Annotated in this window: 24 protein-coding genes; 14 read left to right on the plus strand and 10 right to left on the minus strand. The window is 72.6% G+C overall.

Translation table 11 applies throughout. The features are described 5' to 3' along the window. Positions 1-47 precede the first annotated feature (47 nt). Together tdh and ACIQU6_RS07015 are read right to left on the minus strand one after the other, a co-directional pair. Positions 48-1,076, minus strand: a complete 1,029-nt coding sequence (gene tdh / locus ACIQU6_RS07010) for an L-threonine 3-dehydrogenase (RefSeq protein ID WP_403480589.1) — start codon at positions 1,074-1,076, stop codon at positions 48-50. A 218-nt stretch (positions 1,077-1,294) separates the two neighbouring features. Next, entirely contained in the window at positions 1,295-2,092 is a 798-nt protein-coding gene (locus ACIQU6_RS07015) for a VOC family protein (RefSeq protein ID WP_403480590.1), read from the minus strand. A gap of 213 nt (positions 2,093-2,305) precedes the next feature. Between ACIQU6_RS07015 and ACIQU6_RS07020 the strand changes: the two genes are divergently transcribed. The 4 genes from ACIQU6_RS07020 (at position 2,306) to murJ (ending at position 7,831) form a co-directional block, all read left to right on the plus strand. After that, positions 2,306-4,717, plus strand: a complete 2,412-nt coding sequence (locus tag ACIQU6_RS07020; RefSeq protein ID WP_403480591.1) for a SpoIIE family protein phosphatase — start codon at positions 2,306-2,308, stop codon at positions 4,715-4,717. A gap of 100 nt (positions 4,718-4,817) precedes the next feature. Beyond that, positions 4,818-5,009: a hypothetical protein gene (locus ACIQU6_RS07025; protein ID WP_383411717.1), complete on the plus strand. Its 192-nt coding sequence runs from the start codon at positions 4,818-4,820 to the stop codon at positions 5,007-5,009. A 95-nt stretch (positions 5,010-5,104) separates the two neighbouring features. Continuing rightward, a complete protein-coding gene (locus ACIQU6_RS07030; protein WP_403480592.1) occupies positions 5,105-5,611 on the plus strand; it encodes a DinB family protein in 507 nt (168 codons plus the stop codon). A 411-nt stretch (positions 5,612-6,022) separates the two neighbouring features. Next, complete coding sequence (gene murJ / locus ACIQU6_RS07035; RefSeq protein ID WP_403480593.1) at positions 6,023-7,831, plus strand: murein biosynthesis integral membrane protein MurJ; 1,809 nt, start codon at positions 6,023-6,025, stop codon at positions 7,829-7,831. A 46-nt stretch (positions 7,832-7,877) separates the two neighbouring features. On the opposite strand, the gene ACIQU6_RS07040 is transcribed toward murJ, so the two are convergent. Then, entirely contained in the window at positions 7,878-8,336 is a 459-nt protein-coding gene (locus tag ACIQU6_RS07040) for an Lrp/AsnC family transcriptional regulator (protein ID WP_403480594.1), read from the minus strand. A 179-nt stretch (positions 8,337-8,515) separates the two neighbouring features. Here ACIQU6_RS07040 and ACIQU6_RS07045 point away from each other — a divergent pair, with 179 nt between their 5' ends. The 3 genes from ACIQU6_RS07045 to ACIQU6_RS07055 all read left to right on the plus strand — a co-directional run bounded on the left by ACIQU6_RS07045 (position 8,516) and on the right by ACIQU6_RS07055 (position 10,450). Next, the gene (locus ACIQU6_RS07045; protein ID WP_403480663.1) at positions 8,516-9,160 is read left to right on the plus strand and encodes an AzlC family ABC transporter permease; all 645 of its coding nucleotides are present in this window, start codon (positions 8,516-8,518) and stop codon (positions 9,158-9,160) included. Next, positions 9,153-9,482 (plus strand): branched-chain amino acid transporter permease, encoded by a 330-nt coding sequence (locus ACIQU6_RS07050; protein WP_403480595.1) that lies wholly within the window; start codon positions 9,153-9,155, stop codon positions 9,480-9,482. Before ACIQU6_RS07045 ends, ACIQU6_RS07050 begins: the two co-directional genes overlap by 8 nt. A gap of 134 nt (positions 9,483-9,616) precedes the next feature. Next, entirely contained in the window at positions 9,617-10,450 is an 834-nt protein-coding gene (locus ACIQU6_RS07055) for an LLM class F420-dependent oxidoreductase (protein ID WP_403480596.1), read from the plus strand. A 12-nt stretch (positions 10,451-10,462) separates the two neighbouring features. Here the strand turns inward: ACIQU6_RS07055 and ACIQU6_RS07060 are convergent, their stop codons facing one another. Both ACIQU6_RS07060 and ACIQU6_RS07065 read right to left on the minus strand, forming a co-directional pair. Further along, positions 10,463-11,497, minus strand: coding sequence for an alpha-hydroxy acid oxidase (locus ACIQU6_RS07060; RefSeq protein ID WP_403480597.1), 1,035 nt, complete (start codon positions 11,495-11,497; stop codon positions 10,463-10,465). Positions 11,498-11,504: 7 nt separating this feature from the next. After that, a complete protein-coding gene (locus tag ACIQU6_RS07065) occupies positions 11,505-12,179 on the minus strand; it encodes a nitroreductase (protein ID WP_403480598.1) in 675 nt (224 codons plus the stop codon). Positions 12,180-12,290: 111 nt separating this feature from the next. Here ACIQU6_RS07065 and ACIQU6_RS07070 point away from each other — a divergent pair, with 111 nt between their 5' ends. Together ACIQU6_RS07070 and ACIQU6_RS07075 are read left to right on the plus strand one after the other, a co-directional pair. After that, positions 12,291-12,722 carry a PPOX class F420-dependent oxidoreductase gene (locus ACIQU6_RS07070; protein WP_403480599.1) on the plus strand — a complete coding sequence of 144 codons (432 nt, stop codon included), beginning with the start codon at positions 12,291-12,293 and terminating at the stop codon, positions 12,720-12,722. Between the two features lie 211 nt (positions 12,723-12,933). Continuing rightward, the gene (locus ACIQU6_RS07075; RefSeq protein WP_274917486.1) at positions 12,934-13,101 is read left to right on the plus strand and encodes a hypothetical protein; all 168 of its coding nucleotides are present in this window, start codon (positions 12,934-12,936) and stop codon (positions 13,099-13,101) included. 168 nt (positions 13,102-13,269) lie between these two features. Here ACIQU6_RS07075 and ACIQU6_RS07080 read toward each other — a convergent pair whose 3' ends face one another. The 4 genes from ACIQU6_RS07080 to ACIQU6_RS07095 form a co-directional block, all read right to left on the minus strand. Beyond that, positions 13,270-14,157 (minus strand): GNAT family N-acetyltransferase, encoded by an 888-nt coding sequence (locus tag ACIQU6_RS07080; protein ID WP_403480600.1) that lies wholly within the window; start codon positions 14,155-14,157, stop codon positions 13,270-13,272. 33 nt (positions 14,158-14,190) lie between these two features. After that, positions 14,191-15,642 (minus strand): amino acid permease, encoded by a 1,452-nt coding sequence (locus tag ACIQU6_RS07085; RefSeq protein ID WP_403480664.1) that lies wholly within the window; start codon positions 15,640-15,642, stop codon positions 14,191-14,193. A gap of 171 nt (positions 15,643-15,813) precedes the next feature. After that, entirely contained in the window at positions 15,814-16,770 is a 957-nt protein-coding gene (locus tag ACIQU6_RS07090) for a hypothetical protein (protein ID WP_403480601.1), read from the minus strand. Positions 16,771-16,989: 219 nt separating this feature from the next. After that, a complete protein-coding gene (locus ACIQU6_RS07095; protein ID WP_403480602.1) occupies positions 16,990-18,417 on the minus strand; it encodes an MFS transporter in 1,428 nt (475 codons plus the stop codon). Between the two features lie 512 nt (positions 18,418-18,929). On the opposite strand from ACIQU6_RS07095, the gene ACIQU6_RS07100 reads away from it, so the two are divergent. After that, positions 18,930-19,472 (plus strand): winged helix-turn-helix domain-containing protein, encoded by a 543-nt coding sequence (locus ACIQU6_RS07100; protein ID WP_403480603.1) that lies wholly within the window; start codon positions 18,930-18,932, stop codon positions 19,470-19,472. A 57-nt stretch (positions 19,473-19,529) separates the two neighbouring features. Here the strand turns inward: ACIQU6_RS07100 and ACIQU6_RS07105 are convergent, their stop codons facing one another. Continuing rightward, positions 19,530-21,263 (minus strand): enoyl-CoA hydratase-related protein, encoded by a 1,734-nt coding sequence (locus ACIQU6_RS07105; protein WP_403480604.1) that lies wholly within the window; start codon positions 21,261-21,263, stop codon positions 19,530-19,532. A gap of 377 nt (positions 21,264-21,640) precedes the next feature. On the opposite strand from ACIQU6_RS07105, the gene ACIQU6_RS07110 reads away from it, so the two are divergent. From ACIQU6_RS07110 to ACIQU6_RS07125, 4 genes are all read left to right on the plus strand, one after another. Continuing rightward, positions 21,641-21,805: a hypothetical protein gene (locus ACIQU6_RS07110; protein ID WP_403480605.1), complete on the plus strand. Its 165-nt coding sequence runs from the start codon at positions 21,641-21,643 to the stop codon at positions 21,803-21,805. Between the two features lie 121 nt (positions 21,806-21,926). Beyond that, positions 21,927-23,168, plus strand: coding sequence for a hypothetical protein (locus ACIQU6_RS07115; RefSeq protein ID WP_403480606.1), 1,242 nt, complete (start codon positions 21,927-21,929; stop codon positions 23,166-23,168). Continuing rightward, entirely contained in the window at positions 23,165-23,704 is a 540-nt protein-coding gene (locus ACIQU6_RS07120) for a hypothetical protein (protein ID WP_403480607.1), read from the plus strand. Before ACIQU6_RS07115 ends, ACIQU6_RS07120 begins: the two co-directional genes overlap by 4 nt. Further along, positions 23,701-24,924: an MFS transporter gene (locus ACIQU6_RS07125; RefSeq protein WP_403480608.1), complete on the plus strand. Its 1,224-nt coding sequence runs from the start codon at positions 23,701-23,703 to the stop codon at positions 24,922-24,924. The genes ACIQU6_RS07120 and ACIQU6_RS07125 overlap by 4 nt, the downstream gene beginning before the upstream one ends. Positions 24,925-25,097 lie beyond the last annotated feature (173 nt).

A 25,097-nucleotide genomic window follows, 5' to 3' on the forward strand; every position in this document is an offset into this window, starting at 1 on the left:
CCTTATGGGGTGCGGGCGGGCGCTCGGGAAATTCCGGGAGCGTCGGGTCAGACGCTCCAGTCGAGGATGACCTTGCCGCCCTGGCCGCTGGCCGCGTCGGCGAAGGCGGCGTCGAACTCCTGGTACGGGTAACGGCCGGTGATCACGGGCGCGAGGTCGAGGCCGCCCTCCAGCAGCACGGACATCGCGTACCAGGTCTCGAACATCTCCCGGCCGTAGATGCCCTTGATCGTGATCATCGAGGTGACGATCTGGGACCAGTCGACGGCGAACTCCTCGGAGGGCAGCCCGAGGACGGCGATCCGGCCGCCGTGCGTCATGTTGCCGATCATGTCGCGCATGGCCTCGGGCCGGCCGGACATCTCCAGGCCGACGTCGAAGCCCTCGCGCAGGCCCAGTTCGCGCTGGCCGTCCGCGATGGAGCTGTGGGCGACGTTGAGGGCGAGGCTCACACCGACCTTGCGCGCCAGCTCCAGCCGCTGCTCGCTGACATCGGTGATCATCACCTTGCGGGCGCCGGCGTGCCGGGCGACCGCCGCCGCCATGATGCCGATCGGCCCGGCCCCGGTGATCAACACGTCCTCGCCGACCAACGGGAAGGAGAGTGCGGTGTGCACGGCGTTGCCGAACGGGTCGAAGACCGCGGCGATGTCGAGGTCGACCGGGACCCGGTGCACCCAGACGTTGGTCGCGGGCAGCGCCACGTACTCGGCGAACGCGCCGTTCCGACCGACGCCCAGGCCGACCGTGGCGCGGCACAGGTGGCGCCGGCCGGCCAGACAGTTGCGACAACTGCCGCAGACCAGGTGGCCCTCGCCGCTGACCAGATCGCCGGCCTTGATATCGGCCACGTCCCGGCCGGTCTCCACGACCTCGCCGACGAACTCGTGACCGACGGTCAGCGGCGCGCTGACGGCCTGCTGCGCCCAGCCGTCCCAGGCGCGGATGTGCAGATCGGTGCCGCAGATACCGGTCCGCAACACCTTGATCAGCACGTCACCGGGGCCGATCTCCGGCTCCGGCACGTCCACCAGCCAGAGTCCCGGCTCCGCCTTCTCCTTGACCAGTGCCTTCACCGCAACGACTCCCGTTAGAAAGAGATGACTGGAGCGACCTCACCGGACCCGATCCGGCCCACCGCTCTCTGGCCAGAAATCTTCCGTACGACGCCCCTTCCGGTCCATCGAGGTTTTCTTAACCGCGCCCTCAGCTCCCCTTCAGGCCCGCCCGCAACCGGGGTTCCGGGCATCGGCATCCGACCACTCAACTCACCCTCCTCCCAAGGGACTTCCCCTCAGTCCGGCGGCGGCGCCCCCGGTGCCGTCACCGTGAACAGTCCGCCGTCCGGGTCCCGCACCATCGCCTGACTGCCCGACCCGTCCCGGGTCGCGGTCACCGGGGTGACGGTTCCGCCGGCCGCCACCGCCGCCTCGGTCGCCCGCCGCACGTCGTCCACCCGGAAGTGCACGTGCCACTGCGGCCTCACCCGCGGGTCCGGGGCGGCCTCGACGCCGCCGCCACGCAGCGCCGCCACCACGTGCGTCCCGTCGTGCACGATGACCTCGTCGTGCTCGTACGTCACCTGACAGCCGCCGGGCCGATCCGTCGCCCAGTCGAAGACCTCGGCGTAGAAGATGGCCGCGGCGAACGCGTCCCTGGTCCGCAGCTCCAGGATCGCCGGCGCGTGGCCCGTGCCCACCGACCACGACAGCGTCTGGCCCTCCCAGAAGCCGAAGGTGGCACCGTCCCGGTCCGCGGCGAGCGCGGCCCGCCCGGGGCCGAGCTTGAGCGGCCCGACGGCGACGGTGGCGCCGCGCTCCCGGATCCGTCCGGCGGTGTCGTCGGCGCGCTCCACCGCGAAGTACGCGGTCCAGGACACCGGCACCTGGAAGCTCTGCACCAGCGCCCCGACCCCGGCGACCGGCTCCCCGTCGAGCATCGCGACCGCGAACTCCTCGCCCAGTGTGGCCGGCCGGAACCGCCAGCCCAGCACGGCACCGTAGAAGCTCTCCGCGGCCCGCAGGTCGTGCGTCAGCAGGCTGACCCAGCAGGGCGCTCCGCGCACCGGCGAGGTCGGGCATGGGGACGGCATCGGCATCTGCCTCCTGTGGCTCGGGCCGGTCCGACGGGTGAGCGTGGATCAGTCCGCGCTGGTCGGCGGGGATCGCGGCGGGTCCTCGGCGCCCTCACCCCACTGTGCCAGCGACCGCCCGCCCCCGCAGGTCGCCCGCTCGGGGCAGGGTCGGTTGTGCTGCCGATGGCCGGGCTCGATCCTGGAGGTACCGAACCGGGCTGGATTGATGCCATGAACGCGTGGACGGCGGCGACGAGCGCCGACTTCCGTGGGCCCCTCGACGTCACCAGGGCGGCCACGGCGGTACTGGATGCCCGCGGGCTGGTGATCGGCTGGAGCGCGGCGGCCCGGCACCTGCTGGGCTACGCGCCGGAGGAGATCATCGGCCGGCCGGCCGCCACCTTCCTCCCGGAGCCGGACCGGCCCCCGGCGGGCGACCGCCCACCCACGGGAATGGCCACCATCGCGACGTGGTCCGCGCGGCACGCGGACGGCCACCGGCTGCCGGTCGCCCTCACGATGTGCCCGCTGGCCGATGCGCTGCCGGGCGTCGCGCCCGGCCCGGCCCGGGTGCTGGTCGCCACGGCCCTGGGCGACCTGCGGGCGTGGGAGTCGCGGCAGGCGATGCTGCACGGGCTGGCCACCCAGTCGCCGGTGGGCCTGGCGATCTACGACGACGACCTCCGGCTGACGTGGTTCAACGCCTCGTACGGGCGGGAGATCGGGCTGCCGCTGCGGGAGTTGATCGGAAAGCGGGCGGACGAGCTGTATCCGGGCACGTTCGTGACGGAGGGGTATCCCAGGACGCTGGACTCGGTGATGCGTCATGTGCTGGCGACCGGGCAGCCGTTCCTCGATCTGCACTTCGTCGGCGAGCAGCCCACCGACCCGGGCACCGAGCACGTCTGGTCCTGCTCGTACTACCGGTTGCAGGATCCGGACGGGCGGGTGTTGGGGGTCTGCGAGGACTCCTTCGACATCACCGACCGCTATCAGGCACAGCGCCGGTTGAAGCTCCTGGTGGAGGCCGGCCGGAAGATCGGCACCACGTTGGACATGGTCGGTACCGCCCGGGAGATCACCGAGGTCGCGGTGCCCGACTTCGCGGCCGCGGTCACCGTCGACCTGCTGGGGTCGGTGCTGGCCGGCGGCGATCCGGAGCCGGGCGCGTCCGGGGTGCCGGAGCTGGTCCGGGTCGCCGCGCGCTCCTGCGACGATCCGCCGGACCGGCCGCCGCGCCCGCCGTACCCGATCTCCTACGCGCCGGGCACCCCGCAGTACCGGAGCCTGTCGTCGGGCGGGATGATCCGCGCGGAGCGGACGATGGTGATGCCGCTGCGGGCCGGTGGCGCCTCGATGGGGCTGGTCACCTTCGACCGCGCGGACTCCCCGGCGGTCTTCGACGGCGGCGAGATCGACCTGGCCGACGAGTTGGTGATCCGGGCCGCCGTGGCGATGGACAACGCCCGCCGGTTCACCCGCGAACACGCCGCGGCCCTGACCCTCCAGCGCGATCTGCTGCCCCAGCACCTGCCGCCGCAGTCCGCGGTGGACATGGCCTACCGGTATCTGCCCAGCGACGACCGGGCCGGGGTGGGCGGCGACTGGTTCGACGTGATCGGGCTGTCCGGCACCCGGGTCGGGCTGGTGGTGGGGGACGTCGTCGGGCACGGCCTCCAGGCCGCGGCCACCATGGGCCGGCTGCGGACGACGGTGCGGGCGCTGGCGCGGCTGGACCTGGCGCCCGACGAGCTGCTGAGCAGGCTCGACGACCTGGTGGGGCAGACCCCCGAGGAGCGCGCCGCCGGGGCCGGCGCGGAGCCCGGCCCGGACGACGTGGCCACCGGGGTGACCTGCCTGTACGCGGTGTACGACCCGGTGTCCCGGCACTGCACGATGGCCCGCGCCGGGCATCCGCCGCCGGCGGTCGTGTACCCGACGGGCGAGGTGTCGTTCCCGGACCTGCCGGCCGGCCCGCCGCTGGGACTGGGCGGCCTGCCGTTCGAGTCGTGGGAGACCGCGCTGCCGGTGGGCAGCCTGCTGGCCCTGTTCACCAACGGGCTGGTCCAGGGCCGCAACGGGGACGTCGACGCCGGGCTGGCGATCCTGGGCGACGTGCTGCGGGAGCACCGCCGGCCGCTGGCGGACCTGTGCGACCGGGCACTGGCCGCGCTGCTGCCGGACGGTGCGGCGCCCGACGACGCGGCACTGCTGCTGGTGCGGACCCGGGAGCTGGACACCCGGCAGGTGGCCGCCTGGGAGTTGCCCGCGGAGCCCGCCGCGGTCGGCACCGCGCGGGAGCTGGCCACCCGACAGCTCGCGGAGTGGGACCTGACGGAACTGTCGTACGCGACCGAGCTGGCGGTCAGCGAACTGGTCACCAATGCGGTGCGGCACGCCGCCGGCCCGGTGCACCTGCGGCTGCTGCGGGACCTGGCGCTGGTCACGGAGGTCTCCGACGCCGCTCACACCTCCCCGCATCTGCGGCACAGCGCGCTCGACGACGAGGGTGGACGGGGGCTGTTCATCGTCGCGCAGTTGGTGCAGCGCTGGGGGACGCGCTACACGCCGTACGGCAAGACGATCTGGGCGGAGCAGGCGTTCCCGCCGCACTACCCGGGGGCGCCGCGGCCGGTGGGCTGAGGCGGCGACCCGGTGTACGCCGTGCGGGTCGCCGGGGCCGGTCCCATGATGGAAACCAGCGAGGTCCCGGCACTCGGCGGGCGCGGACAGAGGAGGACCTGTGACGACCAATGGCAGGAAGACCCCGGCCGAGCAGCGGCCGTCGGAGCTGTACACCGGTAGCGAGCGGCCCTTCGACGCGGAGGACCTGGTCAGGGCGTCCGGACGGGAGCCCACCCCGCAGAGCCTGGAATGGGCCCGGCGTCTGATCGAGGAAAAGGGCCGGGCCGCCATCGAGCGCTACCTGCCCTGACGGCGGCTCCGCCACAACGTCGGTAACGGCCCGGGTGCGGCGGCGCCCGGGCCGTGGCGTACGGCGGGAAGGGTCGACCGCTAGCCTCTGCCCGCATGACCATCGATCGGATAGATCCGCCCCGGTGCGCCGGTGAGCGGGAGACGCTGCGCGCCTCTCTCGACTACCACCGCGCCACGCTCGCGCGCAAGACCGAGGGCCTGACCGACGCCCAGTTGCGGCAGCGGTCCATGCCGCCGTCGACGCTGTCCCTGCTCGGCCTGGTGCGTCATCTGGCCGAGGTGGAACGGACCTGGTTCCGCCGGACGTTGGCCGGTGAGGACGTGCCGATGATCTGGTCCCAAGAGGTGGACTTCCAGGCGGCGTTCGACGATGCGGAGGCCAACGGGGCCGCGGCCTTCGCCGCCTGGCAGGCGGAGGTGACCCACTCCCGGCGCGTCGAGGAGGCCGCCGCGTCGCTCGACGTGACCGTCCACCAACCCCGTTGGGGCGAGGACGTCTCGCTCCGCCTGATCATGCTGCACATGATCCACGAGTACGCGCGCCACAACGGCCACGCCGACTTCCTCCGCGAGGGCATCGACGGGACCGTCGGCCCCTGAGGCGTCCGGCCACTGACCGCCCAACCACCGCCGGGTGTAGGGGTGTTGAGGGAACCCCGCTCGTCGCCGCACCCAACGCAAAGGTCCCCTTCCCGTTGGGGAAGGGGACCTTTTCTTGAGCGCCCGGCCGGCCTTGCACCTGCATCTCCCACCGGTTGGTGGACGTCTTTCCTTGGACCACAGACGCGCGATTCCCGTCCACAGGACCGGAGTTGCACCATGATCATAGCGGACTTCGGAGGGTCTGGACGCCACGGTGGACGCGGCCCCGGACGGCAAACTTCCGGCCGATCATGACGGAAAAGTCCCCCTGTGCGGCATCCCGTGCCGGGTCGCCCCGGACGGGGTGCGATCGTGGCACCTCGATCCGTGGCAGGCCGCCGGGGCCTGTGGTGACGAGGAGGAACAGGCATGGCTGTGCCGAGTGAACGGCCCGACGGGCGCGGACGGGCCCGCGACCCGCTGCCGGACGACACGCTTCCGCTGCGCCTGTCCACCCCGCGCACCCCGTCGGCCGTCCTGCCCGGCGACGGCGAGCGGCACGCCCCGCCACCGCCACCGGAGGCCGAGCCGGAACCGAAGGGCGGCGCCGGCCGGTTGGCCAGGTCCAGCGCGCTGATGGCGGCCGGCACGATCGTCTCCCGGATCACCGGCTTCCTGCGCACCCTGGTCATGGCGGCCGCGATCGGCGTCAGCACGCTCAGCGACTCCTATCAGGTCGCCAACATCATGCCGACGATGATCTACGTGCTGGTCGGCGGCGGGGCGCTGAACGCCGTGTTCGTACCGCAGTTGGTGCGCGCGATGAAGAAGGACGAGGACGGCGGCGAGGCGTACGCCAACCGGCTGTTGACGCTGGTCACCGTGGTCCTGGCCGGCGTCACCGTGGTCTGTGTGCTGGGTGCTCCGCTGCTGGTGCGCGTCCTGTCGCCGGACATCGCCGGCGACCCGTCGCGGATGGCGCTCACCGTCGCCTTCGCCCGGTACTGCCTGCCCACCATGTTCTTCATGGGCGTCCACGTCGTGCTGGGGCAGATCCTCAACGCCCGCGGCCGGTTCGGCGCGATGATGTGGACGCCGGTCCTCAACAACGTCGTCACCATCGCCACGTTCGCCACCTTCATCTGGGCGTTCGGCGGCTTCACCGACTCCGGCGTCAGCCCGTCGACCATCACCCCCGAAGGCGTCCGACTCCTGGGCCTGGGCACCCTGCTCGGCCTGGTCGTCCAGGCGCTGGCCATGCTGCCCTACCTCCGGGACGCCGGCGTCCGGCTCCGCCCGCGCTTCGACTTCCGCGGGCAGGGTCTGGGCAAGGCCATGGGGTTGGCCAAGTGGACGCTGCTGTTCGTGCTCGCCAACCAGATCGGCATGACCGTCGTCACCCAGCTCGCCACCAAGGCGGGCGCCGCCGCCGAGCGGGCCGGCCACACCGGCGCCGGCTTCACCTCGTACAACTACGCGTTCCAGATCTGGCAGATGCCGCAGGCCATCATCACCGTCTCGGTGATGACCGCGGTGCTGCCGCGGATCTCCCGCGCGGCCCAGGACGACGACACCGCCGCCGTCCGCGACGACCTCTCCTACGGCCTGCGGACCTCCGCCGTCGCCGTCGTGCCCTGCGCCTTCGCCTTCCTGGCCCTGGGCGTCCCGATGGCCGGCCTGCTCTACGCCGGTTCCGGCACCGAGGGCGCGCAGGGCATCGGCCACGCGCTGATGGCGTTCGGTCTCGGCCTGATCCCGTACTCCGCGCAGTACGTCGTGCTGCGCGGCTTCTACGCCTACGAGGACACCCGCACGCCCTTCTACAACACCGTCGTCGTCGCCTTCGTCAACGCCGCCGCCTCCTGGCTGTGTGCCGCCCTGCTCCCGGCACAGTGGGCGGTCACCGGCATGGCCGCCTCGTACGGATTGGGGTTCGCCGTGGGCATCGCCGTCGCCTGGCGCCGGTTGCGCAACCGGCTCGGCGGCGACCTGGACGGCCGCCGGGTGCTGCGCGCCTACGGCCGGCTGAGCGCCGCGGCCGCGCCGGCCGCGCTCGCCGCCGGCGTCCTGGCCACCGTGCTGCGCCACGCGGTGGGCGGCGACGCCCTGGGGTCCCTGGTCGCGCTCCTGGCCGGCGCCGTCGTGCTGTTGGGCGGTTTCCTGCTGCTGGCCCGCCTGTTCCGGGTGCCCGAGCTCGACGCGATGCTCGCCGTGGTCCGCGGCCGCCTGGGCCGCTGAACTCCCGGGCCCGGGCCGCCCGTCGGGCCCGGGCCCCGCGGCCCGCTCACACCTCCGTCTTGATCTTCTTCATGGTCAGATGGGACTCCACTCGCAGGACGCCGCGCAGCCCGGTGAGCTTGCGGGTGAGGAACTCTTCGTAGGCGGCGTGATCGGCGACCGAGACGCGCAGGAAGTAGTCGGGGCGGCCGAAGAACCGGCGCAGTTCGACGACTTCTTCGTAGGACGCCACGGTGTTCTCGAAATCCTCGACCGTCTTGCGGTCGGTGGCGTACACCTCGACGTCGACCAGCACCTCCAGGCCACGGCCGACCGCCGCGGGATCGATGACGGCCCGGTAGCCGGCGATGACGCCGGCCTCCTCCAGGCGCTTGACCCGCCGCAGGCACGGCGGCGGCGTCAGCCCGACCCGCTTGGCCAGCTCGACGTTGGTCAGCCGCCCGTCCTGCTGGAGCAGAAACAAAATTTCGCGGTCGACGGCATCCAGGTCGATTCCATTGCCCATACGGCGATCATAGGGCCACAATCAGCAACCAAATAAGATCGAATTCGATCTAAAATTGCGACATGGCAATACCCCCGGCCACCATCGACGGTCCCCCCAGGACCGATCCCCTCGTAGCCCCCGCTCCCCCGCCCGCAACGCCCACCCCGTTCCGGGCCGCCGTCCAGGACTCCGCGTCCGTGGGCCTGGCGCTCGTGCCGCTCGGCCTCGCCTTCGGCGTGCTCGTCACGCACTCCGGGCTGGCCTGGTGGTGGGCGACCCTCTTCACCACCCTGATCTACGCCGGCTCGTTCGAGTTCCTGCTCATCGGCCTGGTCACCGCCGTCGCACCCCTGGCGACGGTCGCGCTGACCGCCTTCCTGGTCAACATCCGGCACGTCTTCTACACCCTGTCGTTCCCCCTGCACCGGGTGCGCGGTCGCCTGGCGAAGACCTACAGCACCTTCGCCCTCACCGACGAGACGTACGCGCTGACCACCACGGAGCGGGCCCGCTCCTGGCCCAGCGGCCGGATCCTCTGGCTCCAGTTCCTGCTGCACGTGTACTGGGCCGGCAGCGCCACCGTCGGCGCCCTGCTCGGCTCGCTGATCCCCGAGGGCGTCCGGGGCCTGGACTTCTCGCTGACCGCGCTGTTCACCGTGCTGGCCCTGGACGCCATCCGCGGCCGCCGCGGCGATCTCCCCACGCCCGCCCTCGCGCTGCTCAGCGCCCTGGCCGCCCGCCTCGCCTTCCCGGACCAGATGCTGCCGGCCGCCTTCGTCCTGTTCACCGTCGGCCTCCTGGCCCGACACCTCCTCGCCCGCAGGAAGCCCGCCCATGCCTGACACCCCGTACCTGATCGCCGCGGTGGTCGTCTCCGCCGCGGTCACCTGGGCCCTGCGCGCCCTGCCGTTCGCCGCCCTGGCACCGCTGCGGGCGAGCAAGACCGTGCAGTACCTCAGCAGCCGGATGCCGGCCGGCGTGATGGTCATCCTGGTCGCCTACGCCCTGCGCGACCTCCCGGTGACCCAGCCGCGCGCGCTCGCCCCGCTCGCGGCCCTGGCGGTCACCATCGGCCTCCATCTCTGGCGCCGCAACGCCCTGTTGAGCATCCTCGGCGGCACCGCCGTCCATGTGGCCCTCGCCAGCACGGTCTTCGCGCCCTGACCCACCGGCCCGGCCGCGCCGGCCGGGCCGGCCGGGCCGGCACCGCTCAGCGGGCCTTCACTCACGGCGATGTAGACAGGCTGAATTTATCAGTCCCACTTGTCGATTCGCGGCGGCGAGCCTACCGTGAAGGCATGCCGACCGTTTTGGGCACGCCCCTGTTCGGCGTGCAGACCATCGCCACCGACGAGACCCTCCAACCCGCCCGGCTCGGGCCGGCGTTGGAGGAACGCGGCTTCCAGGCCCTCTTCCTGGCCGACCACAGTCACATCCCGGCGGGCCGACCGACGACGGATCCGCGCGGCGGCGAACTGCGGCGGCAGTTCTTCCGCACGCTCGACCCCTTCGTCACGCTGGGCACGGTCGCGGGGGTCACCGAGCGCCTGCTGCTCGGCACCGGGGTCGCCCTGCTGGTCCAGCGGGACCCGTTGCAGACCGCCAAGGAGGTCGCCACGTTGGACTTCCTCTCCAACGGGCGGGCGGTCTTCGGCATCGGCGCGGGCTGGCACCGCGGGGAGATGCGCAACCACGGCACCGACCCGCGCACCCGGGGCGCGCTGCTCGACGAGCGGATGGCCGCGATCATCGAGGTCTGGACGAAGGAGCGGGCCGAATTCCACGGCCGGTACGTGGACTTCGACCCGCTCTTCGCCTGGCCCAAGCCGGTGCAGCGACCCCATCCGCCGATCTACGTCGGGGGCGGCAGCGCCAAGGCGATCGCCCGGGCCCGTCGGTTCGGCGGGTGGCTGCCCAACGCGGTCGGCGCGGACGACCTCGGGGCGGCGGCGGAGCAACTGGCGTCGGCGGGGCCGGACGTTCCGGTGATCGTCAACGCCGTGCCGCCCACCGCGGAGGCCGTCGCGGCCTACCGGGAGGCCGGGGCCGCGGGGATCGTCTTCCACCTGCCGGACGTTCCGCCGGCCGAGGCCCTGCGCCGGTTGGACGCGTTCGCCGCACTCATCGGCTGAGGGGCCGGGGCCTCAGATGCCGTCGGCGACCAGGTCGGGGGTGAGGGCGGCGAGGTCCGGGGCGCCCACCAGGGCCATGGCGTGGGCCAGTTCCGCGGTGAGGTCGGTGAGCAGCCGTTGCACGCCGGTCGCCCCGTCGACGGTCAGCGCCCACAGGGCCGGCCGCCCGACGAAGACCGCGGTGGCGCCGAGCGCGAGGGCGAGGAGCGCGTGCCGGCCGGTGCGCAGCCCGCCGTCGACGTAGAGTTCGGCGCCGCTGCCGGCCAGGGCCTCGGCGACCGGGCGCAGGGCCCGGGCGGTGGGGACGGCGCCGTCCAACTGCCGCCCGCCGTGGTTGGAGACCCAGATCGCGGCGGCGCCGGCGGCCAGACAGCTGCGCGCGTCGTCGGGCCGCAGCACCCCCTTGACCACCACCGGGAGTCCCGTGGTGGTGCGCAGCCAGTCGATGGTGGCGGGCGTCAGGTCGGCCGCCTTGTCCCAGCGCCAGTCGTCGAGCTCCCGCCGGTCGACGTTGGCCAGCAGGTGTTCCGGTGGGACGGTGTCCCAGACGCTCGGCCCGGTGCTGGACTTCTGCCCGACGACGGGGGTGTCCGCGGTCAGCACCACGGCCCGCGCCCCGGCCTCCTTGGCGCGCTCCAGCAGCTCCGCCGTCAGCCGCCGGTCCTTGAGGACGTACGCCTGCACCCACCACGGGGCGGGGCCCGCCAGGGCGGCGAACGGCACGCCAGCGTTGCTGGAGACGCAGGTCAGCGAGCCGGCGGCGGCGGTGCCGTGCACCATGGCGACCTCGCCCTCCGGGTGCGCCTGGCGCTGCAGCGTCGTCGGGGCGACCAGGATCGGGGTGTCAACGTCCGTGCCCAGGACGGACGTTCGGGTGGCGACGGAGCTGACGTCCCGCAGCACGCGGGGCAGCAGCCGCGGCTCGTCCCAGCACGCCGCGGCCTCCGCGGCCGACAGGCCGACGCCGGCGCCCTGCCGGAAGTAGGTCAGCACGGGGGCCGGCAGCCGCCACTCCGCCTCGCGCTCCCAGTCCTCAACGCGTCGCATCGCGGTGTCAGTTCCCCTCGTCACCGACGAAGGTGACCGTCTCGTCGAGGGGCGCCCGGTCGATGCGGACGGCCCCCGCGGCCGGGTCCTCGTGGCCGATCGACAGTCCGCAGAACAGCACCAGCCCGTCCGGCGGCGAGACGACCTCGGCGACCGAGCCGCGGTACACCGACCAGGCCACCTGCGCGCAACTGTGCAGCCCTTCGGCGCGGAGCAGCAGCATCACGCTCTGGAGGTACATGCCGAGGTCGGCCCACTGGGTCGCCCCCAGGTCGCGGTCGATGTAGCAGAACAGCGCGGCGGGGGCGCCGAAACAGTCCCAGTTCCTGGCCGCCTCCCGTCGCCGGGCCGCCGCGTCCTCCCGCGGGATGCCGAGCGCGCCGTACCGCTGGTCGGCGGCGGCCGATCGGCGTTCGTGGTAAGGGGACTTGAGCACGGCCGGATACATCTCGTACTCGCGCGGGTCCCCGGGGTCCCCCGCGGCCACCCGCTCGGCGGTGCGCTTCTTGAGCGCGGCCAGCGGGGCACCCGTCACCACATAGCTGTGCCATGGCTGGAGGTTGGCGCCGGACGGCGTGCGGGCCGCGGCGGACAGCACGCGCGCCAGTACCTGCCGGGGCACGGGCCGGTCGGTGAAGCCGCGCACCGACCGCCGGCTGTCCACCGCTTCGTAGACGTCCACGCCCAACGACCTCCCTCGGAAGCTCACTTCACCATGCGACACCCGAAGGCACCGGGGCGTCCACCGTAGACGGTCGGGAATAGCCGGTGCCGGCCGGCCCGTTGACACGGCATGACTGCTACCCCTTTCGACCCGCGCGCACTGCTCGCGGAGAGCCGGCTCGGCGTGCTGGCCACGATCAAGTCGGACGGCCGCCCCCAGCTCTCCCCCGTCCTGCCGTTCTACGACCGGGCGGCCGACGTCCTCTATGTGTCGATGACCGAGGGGCGGGCCAAGACGGCCAATCTGCGCCGGGATCCGCGGGCCGCGCTGGAGGTCACCAGCCCCGACGGCCGGGCCTGGGCCACCGCCGAGGGCACCGCGACGCTCGTCGGACCGGGCGCCGACCCGCAGGCCCCCGAGGTCGAGGCGCTGGTGGAGTACTACCGCCGCGCCACCGGGGAGCACCCGGACTGGGACGAGTACCGCACGGTGATGGTCTCCGACCGACGGGTGCTGATGACGATGTCGGTGGATCACGTGTACGGCGCCTCGCTGCGCTGAGGGAGGCCGCGCGTCCGCTCCGCGGCGGCGGGGCAGTCATCTCCCCGTCGCCACGGGGCCGTTGGGGCACCGCAGCCGTACGAGTCCCGGCCGGCCGGAGGGCGTACGGTGCCTCGGCGTGGGCACGAGAGTGATATCAAGGGCAGAGGTTGCCACTATCATCCAAAAGCGGTAATAGCCCTAGACCATCCCAACGCATATGATCTGCGGCATGGCGACTGCCTGCGTCCCAGACGCCACCGCCGAGGCCAACCGCGCGATACGCGAGTTCATGGCCGCCCGTACCGGTCGGCCGCTATGGCCCGAGGAACAGGAACAGTACGAGCAACTGCTCGCCACCTGGGCGGAGTCCGTGCGCACACGGACCCTCTCGATCTGACGGTCGAGACCTTCGCCCCCTGGATGGCGCGCTAGGGGAGGCGATCCACGACGCCACACCTCATACGTCCGCACCTGCCCGGTGAACCCGTCCATGCCGCCCTGACCACCACGCCCCGGGAGGGGCGGGGGCCAGGGCGGCGCTCCGGTGCCCGGACGACCCCTGCGATCAGCCCAGTTCGAGGCTGGTCACGCCGAAGGTGCGCTCGGCGGCCACCGGCGGGACGGGGCCGGTGTACATCCGGATGGTGTGCGAACGGGGCGTCAGGCCGCGGTCGGTGGTCAACGTGCGGGCGGCGGCGTTGGGTTCGGGGATGTCGAGGGTGACCTCGTCGGCGGGGTCGAGCTGGGCGGTGAGGGCGTCGAAGAGGGCCTCGGCGGTCGCCGGGGTGTCGGCGAAGAGCGGGCCGATGCGGTAGCCGGACTGGGCCGGGCGGAGCACGCCGTACCCGACGACCTCGCCGTCGCGCAGGTGGACCCGGGCGGTGCGGCCGGGGGTGGTCAACCAGCGGGTGACGAACTCCCGCCGGTCCGCGGGGAAGCAGCGGCGGTCGAAGGCGGCGATCGCGTCGTGGTGTGCGGCGGTCACCGGGTGGGTGTCCGGGGCGGGCCGGGCGCCGGGCGTGGGGCGGCCGGTGTAGCGGAGGGTGTCGTGCGCGGCGGTGAAGCCCGCGCGCCGGTAGGTGGCCTCCTGGGCGGGGACCGCGTCCAGGCCGACGGTCCGGGCGCCGACGTGCGGGAAGGCGGCGCGCCAGGTGGCCAGGCCCAGGCCCTGGCCGCGGAGGCCGGGCGCGACGAGGTAGAAGCCCAGGAAGGCGTAGTCGTCCGCGTAGTTGACGAGGGAGAGCGCCGAGACGGTGCGCTCGCCGCGGCGGCCGAGGAAGAAGCCGTCCGGATCGGCGGCGTGGAAGCTGCTGATGTCGTCGTCGCCGGGGTTCCAGCCCTCCTCGGCGGTCCAGCCGACGACCTCGTGCCAGCGCTCCAACGGGGCGGCGGCGACGGTGAGTTCGCCGTCCGGGGCGGCGGTCTCGGTCGGGGCGGTGGTGGTCGGTCGCATCGGGGGTCGAGTCCTTTCTGTCGTGGGCGTGGGTCAGATGAGGTCCATGGCCGCGACCTCGTCGGGGCTGCCGTAGCTCACCGGCCCCTGGAAGCGGCGGCGGGCGGTGGCGAACCACCAGACCGTGGCGATCACCAGGACCACCGCGAGCGCGATCGGCGCGTAGTTGAAGGACTCCGGGGTGACCGGGTACTGCTGCGGCAGCATGAACAGGACGTTGCTGACGACGATCCAGAGCACGGCGATCGCGGCGATCGGCTTGCCGTAGCGGCCGAGGTTCCACGGGCCGGTCTGGAAGTCGTCGAGCCGGAGCCGGAGGAAGATGGGCACGCCGTAGGAGAGGAAGAGGCCGACGACGTTGACGCTGACGACGGCGGTGAAGGCGGTGTGCGACCACCAACCGGGGATGACCAGGATCAGCGAGCAGACGGCGGCGAGCCACACGGCCTTGACGGGGGTGCGGGTGCGGTCGGAGACCGAGTGCCACCAACGGGAGCCGGGCATCGCGCCGTCGCGGGAGAAGGCGAAGATCTGCCGGGTGTTGCTGGTCATGTTGGCGAGCCCGCAGAAGAGCATGGCGCCGATGACGATCAGCAGCAGGAACTTGGCGGTGTGCACACCGAGCGCGTCGATGAGGATCTGTACCGGCGGGGCGTCCGCCTGCGCGGCGTGGTCGTAGTCGCGGATGGCGTACACCAGAGCGAGCATCAGGATCAGACCGGCGAGCGCGGAGTAACCGATCGCCCGCATGATGCCGCGCGGGGCATTGACCGTCGCCTTCACCGTTTCTTCGGACATGTGGAAACTGCCGTCGAAGCCGGTGAACGTCCAACTGGTGACGAGCAGTCCGAGCATTCCGCCGTAAATGGCGTTGGTGAAGCCGGTGTTGTTGGCGAAGTGGGTGGCGAACGACGGCGCCTGGTGGTGCGCGGGAATGAGCGCGAGAGCGGCGACGATGACCACCATGCCGATCAACAGCCACCACACGGAAATGCGGTTGACCAGCGCGACCAGCCGCACGGTGTAGGTGTTCGCGAGGGCTTGCACCAGCAAAATGGCCGCGGTGATGCCGACCGTCTGGGGAGCGGTGGGCTGATAGGCGGGCCATTGCATGGCGACGAACGCCTGGATGAAGGTGGCGGCGGCGAAGTTGGTCGCGGCGGTGCCGCCGACCTGACCAACGAAGTTGAGCCAGCCGGTGTACCAGGACCAGGCGCCCTGGTGGCGCTTGGCCAGCTTGCCCGCCGAGAAGTACAGGGCTCCGCTGGTCGGGTACGCGGAGGCGATCTCGCCCATGGCGGCGCCGACGAACAGCACCATGACGGAGACCCCGATCCAGCCGAAGATCAGGATGCGGGGGCCGCCGGCGTTCAGCCCGAAACCGAAGGACGAGAAGATGCCGGAGATGATGTTGATGATGGTGAAGGAAATGGCGAAGTTGTCAAAGGCGCGGAATCTTCGGGTGAGTTTCCGCGGATAACCCATGGCATGCAGGGTCGCGTCATCGTCGAGGGCGGCGGGGTCCACGCCGGGCTGGTTTTTCGAGCGGTTTGTGACGCGGGGCGGGGAGGACGTACGCTCGGGCACTACCGAAACCTTTCTGTTGGTGTGGGGGGCAACGGTCCGGTGGGGTATGTGGGGAATTCGTTCGACGCATCACGGATCGTGCGGAACGGGGAGTCCGCACGCCCTTCGAGCCCTGGTCAATTGCTCCTCGGGATCACCGAAGGCGCTCCAGGGCATCCGGGACGCATAGGGGCCCATGGCGGTGAGGACCTCGCGGGCCTCGAATTCGTGTTTCGCCATGAAAAGCGCATGGGCGAGATAGGCCAGATCCACGACCGGGGTGAAGCGGTAACCGGCCACGGTCGGGAACCAGTTGCGGTGGATGCCGGTCGCGGCGGTGATCCACTGCGGCTGCTCCCAGGTGCGGTCGGCCAACAGCGCGGCGGGGTTGTAGTCCTCGACGAGCGCCACCAGGGGCAGCAGTCGGAGCGGCGAGGCGGCCGCCGCGCGCTGGCCCAGGAAGGCGGCGACGTCCCAACTCGCGCTGGACGAGCCGCCGTGGCGGGTGAAGAAGAAGGACAGGAAGCGGTGGTGCGCCTCCCGGTGCCACGGGTCGAGCCGGAGGATGTGCGCGAAGAGGTACCAGGGTCCGGCGGGCGAGGTCAACAGCCCCTGCGGAGCGGGGTCCCGGGGGCGGTCGAGTCTGGCCAGGGCGAGCTGGGCGACCCAGGGGGTGGGGTCCTCGGGCGCCAGTTTCGCGGCCCGTTCGCAGGCGGTGCGCGCTATCCGGTCCAGGGCGCCGGCCCGCCGGTCGCCGGCGTCGGCCATCCGTAGCGTCCGCAGCATCGCCACCCGGGCCCACAACAGGGCCGCCTCCGGGCCCGGTTCTTCTGCCAGCCAGCGTTCGGCCAGGTCGGAGCCGGCGGCTTCGGAGGCCAGGACGAGCGAGCGGTGGGCCCGCACCTCGAAATCCCCGCGGGTCTCCCGCAACACCTCGTGGGCGCTGAAGTAGCGCCCGGCCCGGACATCCATACACGCTTGTGCCAGCGCCCGGTCATCTGCTGCTGGACTCCATACGTACTGCCCCTCGAATGAGCCGGCCGGCATGTTCCCCTCCCGGTGTGCGCGGGAGACTTGCGGCGCCCGCGCATTCCGTCCATGCCGAATTCGGCTGGACCGCCGCCGCTGGTCAGTCGGTGGCGGCCCACACCCTACTCATTTCCTCCTCTTTTCGAAAACAGTCGTCTGGAATATCTGGTTCCGCACCTTTTCGCCGGGAGGAGATTGAATCGCATACCAACGGGCCGGAGGTTTTGACCGGCATATTCACTCCTTCTCGCACACCAGCCACGCCACCAGACCCCCGAGCGCCGCGACCGCGCCCGCCACCAGGAACACCGCGCCCAGCCCCGCCGCGTACGCCCCGGGGGAAGCGCCGGCGCCGGTACCGGGTACGGAACGGTTAAAGACGGTGCCCAACAGGGCGATGCCCAGGGCCAGCCCGAGCTGACGGGCACTGTTGGAGGCCGCGCTGGCAACCCCGCTGTGGGCCGGATCCGCCGAGGCCATCGCCAGCGCCGGCAGGACCGGCGAGACCAACCCGGCGCCGATGCCGGTGACGATCAGGCCGGGCAGCAACACCGGCCAGGACGAGCCCGGTTGGACCAGGAGGAGCAGCAGATCACCGGCGGCCACCAGGAGGGTGCCGCCGCCGACGCTCCACCGGGCGGGCATCCGGTGCGGCGCCCCACCGGCCAGCGCGGAGGTCGCGAAGAAGGCCACCGGCTGGGCGGTGATGACCAGCGAGGTGGCGAACGAGCTGAGCCCGAGGCCGTTTTGGAGCCAGAGGGAGAGCACCGGCAGGAAGGCGAACCCGCCCAGGTAGTAGGCGCCGGAGGCGAGCAACAGCCCGTTGAAGGCCGGGGTGCGGAAGAGGTCCAGCGGCACCATCGGGCGCTTCGCGGCGCGTTCCACGAGGGCGAAGGCACACAGCAGCACCGCACCGAGCCCGAAGCCCGCCAGGGTCGAGCCGGCACCCCAACCGGCCTCGCCACCACGGATGAAGCCGAAGGTGATGCCGGTCGCGGCGAGACTGAAGGTGGCGATCCCCGGCCAGTCGATCCGGGCGGCGGTGCGGGCGTGGTCGGCCGGCACCTTGGTGGCCAGCCAGAGCGCCACCGCGCAGACCGGCAGTGCACCGTAGAAGATCCACTGCCAGGAGAGCAGTTGGGTGAGCATGCCGCCGGCGACGTTGCCGATGCCGGCGGCGGCGCCGGCGACCGCGCCCCAGACGGCGAACGCGCGGGCCCGGTCCCGCCCGGTGTAGGCCAGGCCGATCAGCGGGACGAGGGTGGCGAACATCGCGGCGCCCGCGATGCCCTGCACCGCACGCGCGGCGATCAACAGGTGGACGTTTCCGGCCAGTGCGCAGGCCAGGGTGGCGGCGGTGAAGACGGTCAGACCCAGGACGTACAGGCGCTTGCGGCCCAGGGCGTCACCGAGCGAGCCCATGCCCAGCAACAGCCCGGCCAGGGCGAGGGTGTAGACGTCAGTGATCCATTGCAGGGCGCCGAAGCCGGCGTGCAGCGCGCCGGCCATCCGCGGCAGCGCCACCGTCACGATCGTCGCGTAGACCAGCAGCAGGAAGGTCCCCAGACAGGCGGCCAGCAGAGGCAGCCATCTTCCTTGCCCTGGCGGGGAGTTGTCGGGCAAGGGGCGGGTACGGGGCGGCCGGCCGGCCGTGTGCGCGTCCATGGCCTCACCCTGCGGTAAGGGTCTGGTACGGCAGAACCCTTACGGGAGACTCCCGGCACCCATAAGGAAGTTGTAAGGAAATCGGGGCCAGGGAGCCGATTCCCGACCGTCGGCGGCGCGGGACTTCGGGTCGTCGGCCGCCCCGATTCGGCCCGACGGCAGGCCGGAAGTGCAAAACATGAAATCGGCTCAAGAACGCCCGTCATTAGCGGAAGCTACTATCCGGAAGCGCGCGATCACATGTAGCGTTCGTTCGCACCGGTGCAGTGACGGTTCTTCTCGTCACCGCTGAGCACGGGCACGGGCGCGAACGCACTCCCCAACAGGGAGGGGAGGGCGATTGCCCCGCCGAGCGCACCCGCATCACGAGTGCCGGGGCGTCGGCCCCCGCTCCGCACACCGGACCGCGCAGCGACCGCGGTTGCAGCAAGAACCGTGGGTCGCACGTCGAGCACCGCCATGTCTGTCCGAACACGCCTGCTTTGCAAGAGGAATGGGCCCAGATCATGTTTATGAACGCGTCGACGACCCCCCTTGCGTTGCGCCCGGATGCCGATTTCGGCCGGCCGGCAAAGGTCGGCTCCGGCGGAGCACCACCCCTGGCGGTCGACCGGCTCCCCGATGGCAAGTGGCAACTCACCCTGCACGACCTGGAGCCCGTATCGGTGCGCCGACTGGCCTCCGACAAGGTGCACATCATCCTCGCCCCGTCCTGCACCGACCCGTCCGTGATGCCCACCGAACCCCAACAACCGGCCGGCGAGGCCGCGGCGGAACCGATCGAGATCGACACCGCGGCCCGCACGGTCGCCATCGACGGGCGACAGCTCGACGTCCCCCGGCTGGAGTTCGACCTGCTGGCCCACTTGGTACTGCACCCGCGACGGGCCTTCACCCGGCAGCAGTTGATGGTCGCGGTCTGGCCCGACTGCCGCTCCAGCGCGCGCACGGTGGACGTGCACATCGCCCGGCTCCGGCGCCGACTGGGCCCGGGCCGCCGGAAGTTGATCAGCACCGTCTTCGGCGTCGGGTACAAGTACCTGCCCACCGGCTGAGGCCGGGCGCGCGGGCGGGACGGGCCGGGGCCGGCGCACGGGCGGCCGCCGGCCCGCTCAGCCGGAGGTGCCCGCCGTGCCGCCCGCCCGCGCCGTGGGGGCGTTGAGATGCTCCGGGGTGCCGGCCGACGGCTCCTTGCGGACGAAGGCGCGGCGCAGCGCGTGGTACGGGGCGCCCGGATCGAAGAAGGTGCGGTGCATACGGGCGAGTTCGTCGTCCCGGTAGGCGGCGAGCGGTCGCGCGGCCTCGTCGCGCTCCCGGCGGTCCTTCTTCGCGGCGATCCGGGACTGGACGCCGGGCGAGGCGGCCAACCGGCGGGCGAGCCGTCCGACGCGGTCGCCGAACTCCCCCGCGGGGCAGTCGACGACCCGGTCGACCAGGCCGAGCCGTTGGGCGCGGGCCGCGGTGATCGGCAGCGCGCGGTGCATCAGGTAGTCGGCGGTCTCCGGGCCGACCCGGCGGGGCAGGGTGTACGTCCAGTACTCCGAGCCGTAGAGGCCCATCAGCCGGTAGTGCGGGTTGAGGACCGCGGCGGCGCGGCTCCAGACCTCGTCGGCGGCGAGCGCGAGCATCGCCCCGCCGGCCGCCGCGTTGCCGCCGAGGGCGGCGACCACCAGTCGGTCGGTGGTGGTCAGCACGGCGTGGACGAGGTCGTCGATGGCGTTGACGTTGGCCCAGGACTCCGCGGCGGGGTCGGCGGCGGCCTCGATGACGTTGAGGTGGATGCCGTTGGCGAAGAAGTCCCGCTGTCCGCCGAGGACCAGGACGGAGGTGGGCCGGGTGCGGGCGTACTCGTAGGCGGCGAGCAGCCGTCGGCACTGGTCGGTGCTCAACGCGCCGCCGGGGAAGGAGAAGCGGAGGAATCCGGCCGGCCCGTCCTCGTGGTAGCGGATGTCGGCCCAGGTGCGGTGGGCGTCGTCGGCCTCCAACGGGGCCGGGATCTCGGGCAGCGGGGGGAGCCGGTCGCCGAGCGCCAGGGTGGCGGGCAGCTTGACCGGGGCGGGTTCGCCGGGGGCGCGCGCCGCGCGGAGTTCGGGGATCCAGACCGCGCCGTCGACGGTCGCCCGGCAGAGCGCGCCGTGGCGGGTGGCGAGCAGTTCGCCGGGGCGCCCGGTGAGGGTGTCCTCCCGGTGGCCGCCGTGCAGGAACCAGGTGCCGCCGAGGAGTTGGTCCCGGACGCCGGGGCGGGAGTCGGCGGCGCGCAGGGTGCGCAGGACGGAGGCGGTGGGGTCGACGGCCCAGTCGATGCGGCGGTCGTCCTGACGGAGCCGCGGGCGGGGGCGGCCGAGGAGGCGCTCCGCGGGCAGCGCGTGCTGCGGCTGCGGGCGGTGGGTGCCGGCGGCGAAGCGGTCGACGGCGGACAGCAGCGCCGCGAGCGCGGCGTCGGCGATCTCGTTGCGGTACAAGTCGCTCTTGCCGACCTCGGGGACCGGGCACTCGGCGGTCGCCCAGACGTCGCCGCCGTCCATCTCGTCGTTGGCCTGGAGGACGGTGACGCCCCAGCGTTCCGCGCCCAGATGGACGGCCCAGTCCACCGAGGAGGGGCCGCGGTCGCCGAGCGGGCCGGGGTGGACGATCAGGCAGGGCCGGGCGGACCAGACCTCCCGGGGCACGGCGGTGGTCAGCATCGGCGCGACGATCAGGTCCGGGGCGTGCCGGGGCACCAGCGCGGCCAACGGGGTGTCGCGGGTGACCAGTTCGACGCCGAGGTGGTGGCCGCGGTCGGCGAGTTCGGCGTGGACGCGCTGGGTCAGGCTGTTGAAGGCGCCGGCGAGGAGCAGGATGCGCACAGCGGGCTCCCTGAGGTGGCTGGAACCGGTGGACGTGGCGATCGTTCCGCGTGCACCGCGGGTGGGCGGCGGACCCGCTGGGCAGGTCACCCGATCGCATCCGGGCCGGGGCCGCCAGGCGGTGGACGAGGGAGGACGGGCGGCGTTCCGCGGCGCCCGCACCGCGTTAGTTGATTACTCGTCAGAAGTTCCGCGACCGGCCCTGCCATCGGAATCTCGCCAAAGTTGGCGCACCGCCCCTCGTTCCACGCACCTTCACATTGCCTTTCATTGACAGCTACTTGGCAATCCTTTTACCTTCGAAGCGTCGGTATCGGCGCAGGTCATCACGGACCGCGAGGTGCCGCGCTTCCCCTTCCCACACCTTTGGAGGTCCCATGGAGCAGCTCATCAAGAAGATGGCCCAGGACGACGTCTGGCAGAGCTGGGTGGCCGCCAACTCCGCCGGGCAGGACCCGCGGACGGCGAAGCACGGCTGCATCAGCGCCGCTCCCAAGGCCGGCTGCATCAGCGCCACGCCCAAGAGCGGCTGTATCTCCTGACGCCCGGCTGACGGCCCCGGCGGGCCGCCGACGGTCAACTCCCCCGCCGCCGGCCCGCCGCGGGCACCGCACCACCCACGCAACGGGGCGCACCCCCGCCCGTAGACACCCGAGGTATCCCATGGAAGGCCAGCCGACCGCCGAGGTCATCGAGCAGATCCGCGACATCCCGATCTACCGCGAGGCACTGGCGAAGGGCCATTTCCCGGTGCTCGACAAACCGCAGATCGCCCGCGGCTTCCCGGACAACTGGATGACTCCCCGGCTGGCCGCCGCGCTGGAGTCCGGCGAGGCCGAGTTCGTGCTCTCCACGGGCACCAACCACGCCCGCATGCAGCTGATCCGGCCCCCGTACTTCCTGCTGCACTCCTACTACCAGTTGTGGAGCGAGCACCCCGACCTCGCCGCCACCTGGGAAGCGGGGTGCCACCGGGTCTCGTTGACCACCGTCCTGGCGACCGAGCACGTCGCACGGGTCAACGCCGCCCGGCGCGGCGCCGTCCCCGACGCCGTGCCCGGCCCCGAGGACCGCCGGCTGGACGACCGCACCCGCTATCTGAACCTGCGGCTCGACCCGGCGCTGTGGAGCCGCGACGACACCGTCCGCATGCTCGACGAGATCCGCGCGGCCCAAGAGGCCCACCCCCAGGGCTGGTACCACCTCGACTGCTCCGGCTACCACCTCGCCCATCTGGTGCGGAAGGTCGGCGAGTGGGGGCTGTGGGACGACTTCCCGCCGCCCGCCAGCATCATCCACGCCTACGAGTACACCCCGGTGAACGTGCGGCGGTTCCTGCACCAGCACTTCGCCTGCCCGATCATCGACCTCTTCGGCAGCACCGAGCTCGGCTACCTCTACTCCAGCGACCGGCGCGGCAACTACCGCCCGCACCTGGACAAGATGAGCGTCGAACTGCACCCCGTCGCGCCCGGCAGCACCCTGTACCACCTCATCGTCTCCAGCGTCCGCAACCCGTACATGCCGCTGATCCGGTACCGCTCCGGCGACTGCGTACGGACCACGGACGGCACCCCCGACCCGCAGCGGATCGCCCAATTCTGCGGCCGGGAGAAGGAGTTGCTGCCCACCCGGCACGGCCCGGTGGCCCAAGGCGACCTGGACCGCTGCGTCGCCGAGGCGACCGCGCAGATCTTCGTCCACCAACTGCGCCTGGAGGGCGCCGCCGAGGCACGCCTCGCGTACACCACCTTCAACGGCGCGCCCCTGAAGGCGTCGGAGTCCACCGCGTTGGAGCGCGCCGTCGGCGAACTCACCGGCCGGCACTGCCGACTCGACCACCGCCCGCACATCCCCATCGGCCGGTCCGGGAAGTACTCCTGGCTCGCCAGAGGAGAGGCATGACCCACCGGACCACCGCGCCCACCGCACCGGCCCCGTCCCCGCCGGTCTCCGCCGAGGACCTGCGGGGCCTCCTCGGCGGGCCGCTGCACGACGAGGTCCTGGCCCACTTCACGGCCCTGACCGAGGAGCCCGAGGAGTACGTGGCGCGCCAGCTCACCGAGTGCCTGCGCTACCTCTACCTCGTCTCGCGCCACCACGACCGGCTCGGCGGACTGTTCCTCCCCGTCGAGCAGGACATCGACGAGATCTGGCACTACCTCATCCTCCAGACCCGGGAGTACCGCGCGCTGTGCGAGGAGCGGCTGCCCGGCCGGTACTTCATCGAGCACCGCAGCATCGGCTACGAGGAGTACCAACAGCAGCCGGGGCGCGAGCGGGCGATCGACGAGGCGCTGCGCTGGATCCCCCTGTACTGCCGGGAGTTCGGCCCGTTCGACGAGGGCGCCCTGCCGCACTGGACCATCGTCCGCTTCCTGCACCGGCAACTGGGGTGGTCCCTGGCGGAGATCGCGGCGCTGGAGCCGCGGGCCGCATGAGCGTCGCCGCGCCGCGGCGGCCGCTGACCGTCCTGGTGTGCGCGCAGGTGCTCAGCGGGGCCGGCCTGGCGGCCGGGATCACGGTCGGCGCGCTGCTCGCCGAGGACCTGCTCGGCTCGACCGGGCTGGCCGGGGTGCCCAGCGCCCTGTTCACCGGCGGCGCCGCGCTGGGCGCCGCCGCCATCGGCCGGCTCTCCCAACTCCGGGGCCGCCGCCTCGGACTCGCGCTCGGGTACGGGGCCGGCGCGCTCGGCAGTCTGGGGGTGGTGGCCGCCGCGGCGCTGCACAGCGCCCTGCTGCTGTTCCCCTCGCTGCTGGTCTACGGGGCGGGCACCGCGACGAACCTGATGGCCCGTTACGCGGGCGCCGAGCTGGTCCCGCCGGAGCGGCGCGGGCGCGCGGTGAGCACCGTGCTCGTCGCCACCACGCTCGGCGCGGTGGCCGGCCCCAACCTGGTAACGGTGACCGGGGACTTGGCCGTGACCTGGGGCGTGCCCCGGCTCGCCGGCCCCTTCCTGCTGGCCGCCGCGGCCTTCGGGGCGGCCGCCGCCGTCCTGGCCGTCCGATGGCGGCCCGAACCGCCGCCCGCGGCGGGGGAACCGGAGCGGAGCGGGGCCGACGCGCCGGCGCCGGACGACCCCGGGCGGGTGCGGCGCCGCGCCCTGGCGGCCGGCGCCGCCGTCATGGTCCTCACCCAACTGGTGATGATCGCGCTGATGACCATGACGCCGGTGCACCTGCGGGCGCACGGCCACGGCACCCAGGCGGCCGGTCTGGTGATCGCCCTGCACGTCGGGGCGATGTTCCTGCCCTCGCCGCTCACCGGGGCGTTGGTCGACCGGCTCGGGCCGCACCGGGTGGCCGCGGCGTCCGGGGTGACGCTGCTCGGCGCCGGACTGCTCGCCACCCTCGCCCCGCCGCACTCGGTGCCCGCGCTCGCCGTGGCGCTGGTACTGCTGGGCGTCGGCTGGAACTTCGGGTTGGTCAGCGGCACCGCCCTGGTCACCGCCGCGCTGCCGCCGGCCCGCCGCGCGGCGACCCAGGGGCTGGTCGACGTCGGGATCGCGCTGGCCGGCGCGACCGGCGGGGTCGCCTCCGGACCGGTACTGGCCGCCGGCGGCTTCCCCGTACTGGCCCTGGCCTGTGGGGCGTTGGCGCTCGCGGTGGTCCCGGTGGCCGTACTGGCCGCGCGGGACGACGGCGGCGCCCGGTGCCCCTGAGACGGTTGGCCAGTCCTGAAAAAGGCGGCAACATGCCGCAACCTGGCGTCATTTCTCGTTTTCATGCCGGAAACCTGGATGGTGCACTATGAGAGCGCGGTTCCCCGAGGACGCGATCGGCGCTCTGCGCACGCGACCGGAACCGCGTCCCGACGACCAGGACCGTGCGCACC

The organism is Streptomyces sp. NPDC090442 (assembly GCF_044769405.1).
GTDB lineage: Bacteria > Actinomycetota > Actinomycetes > Streptomycetales > Streptomycetaceae > Streptomyces.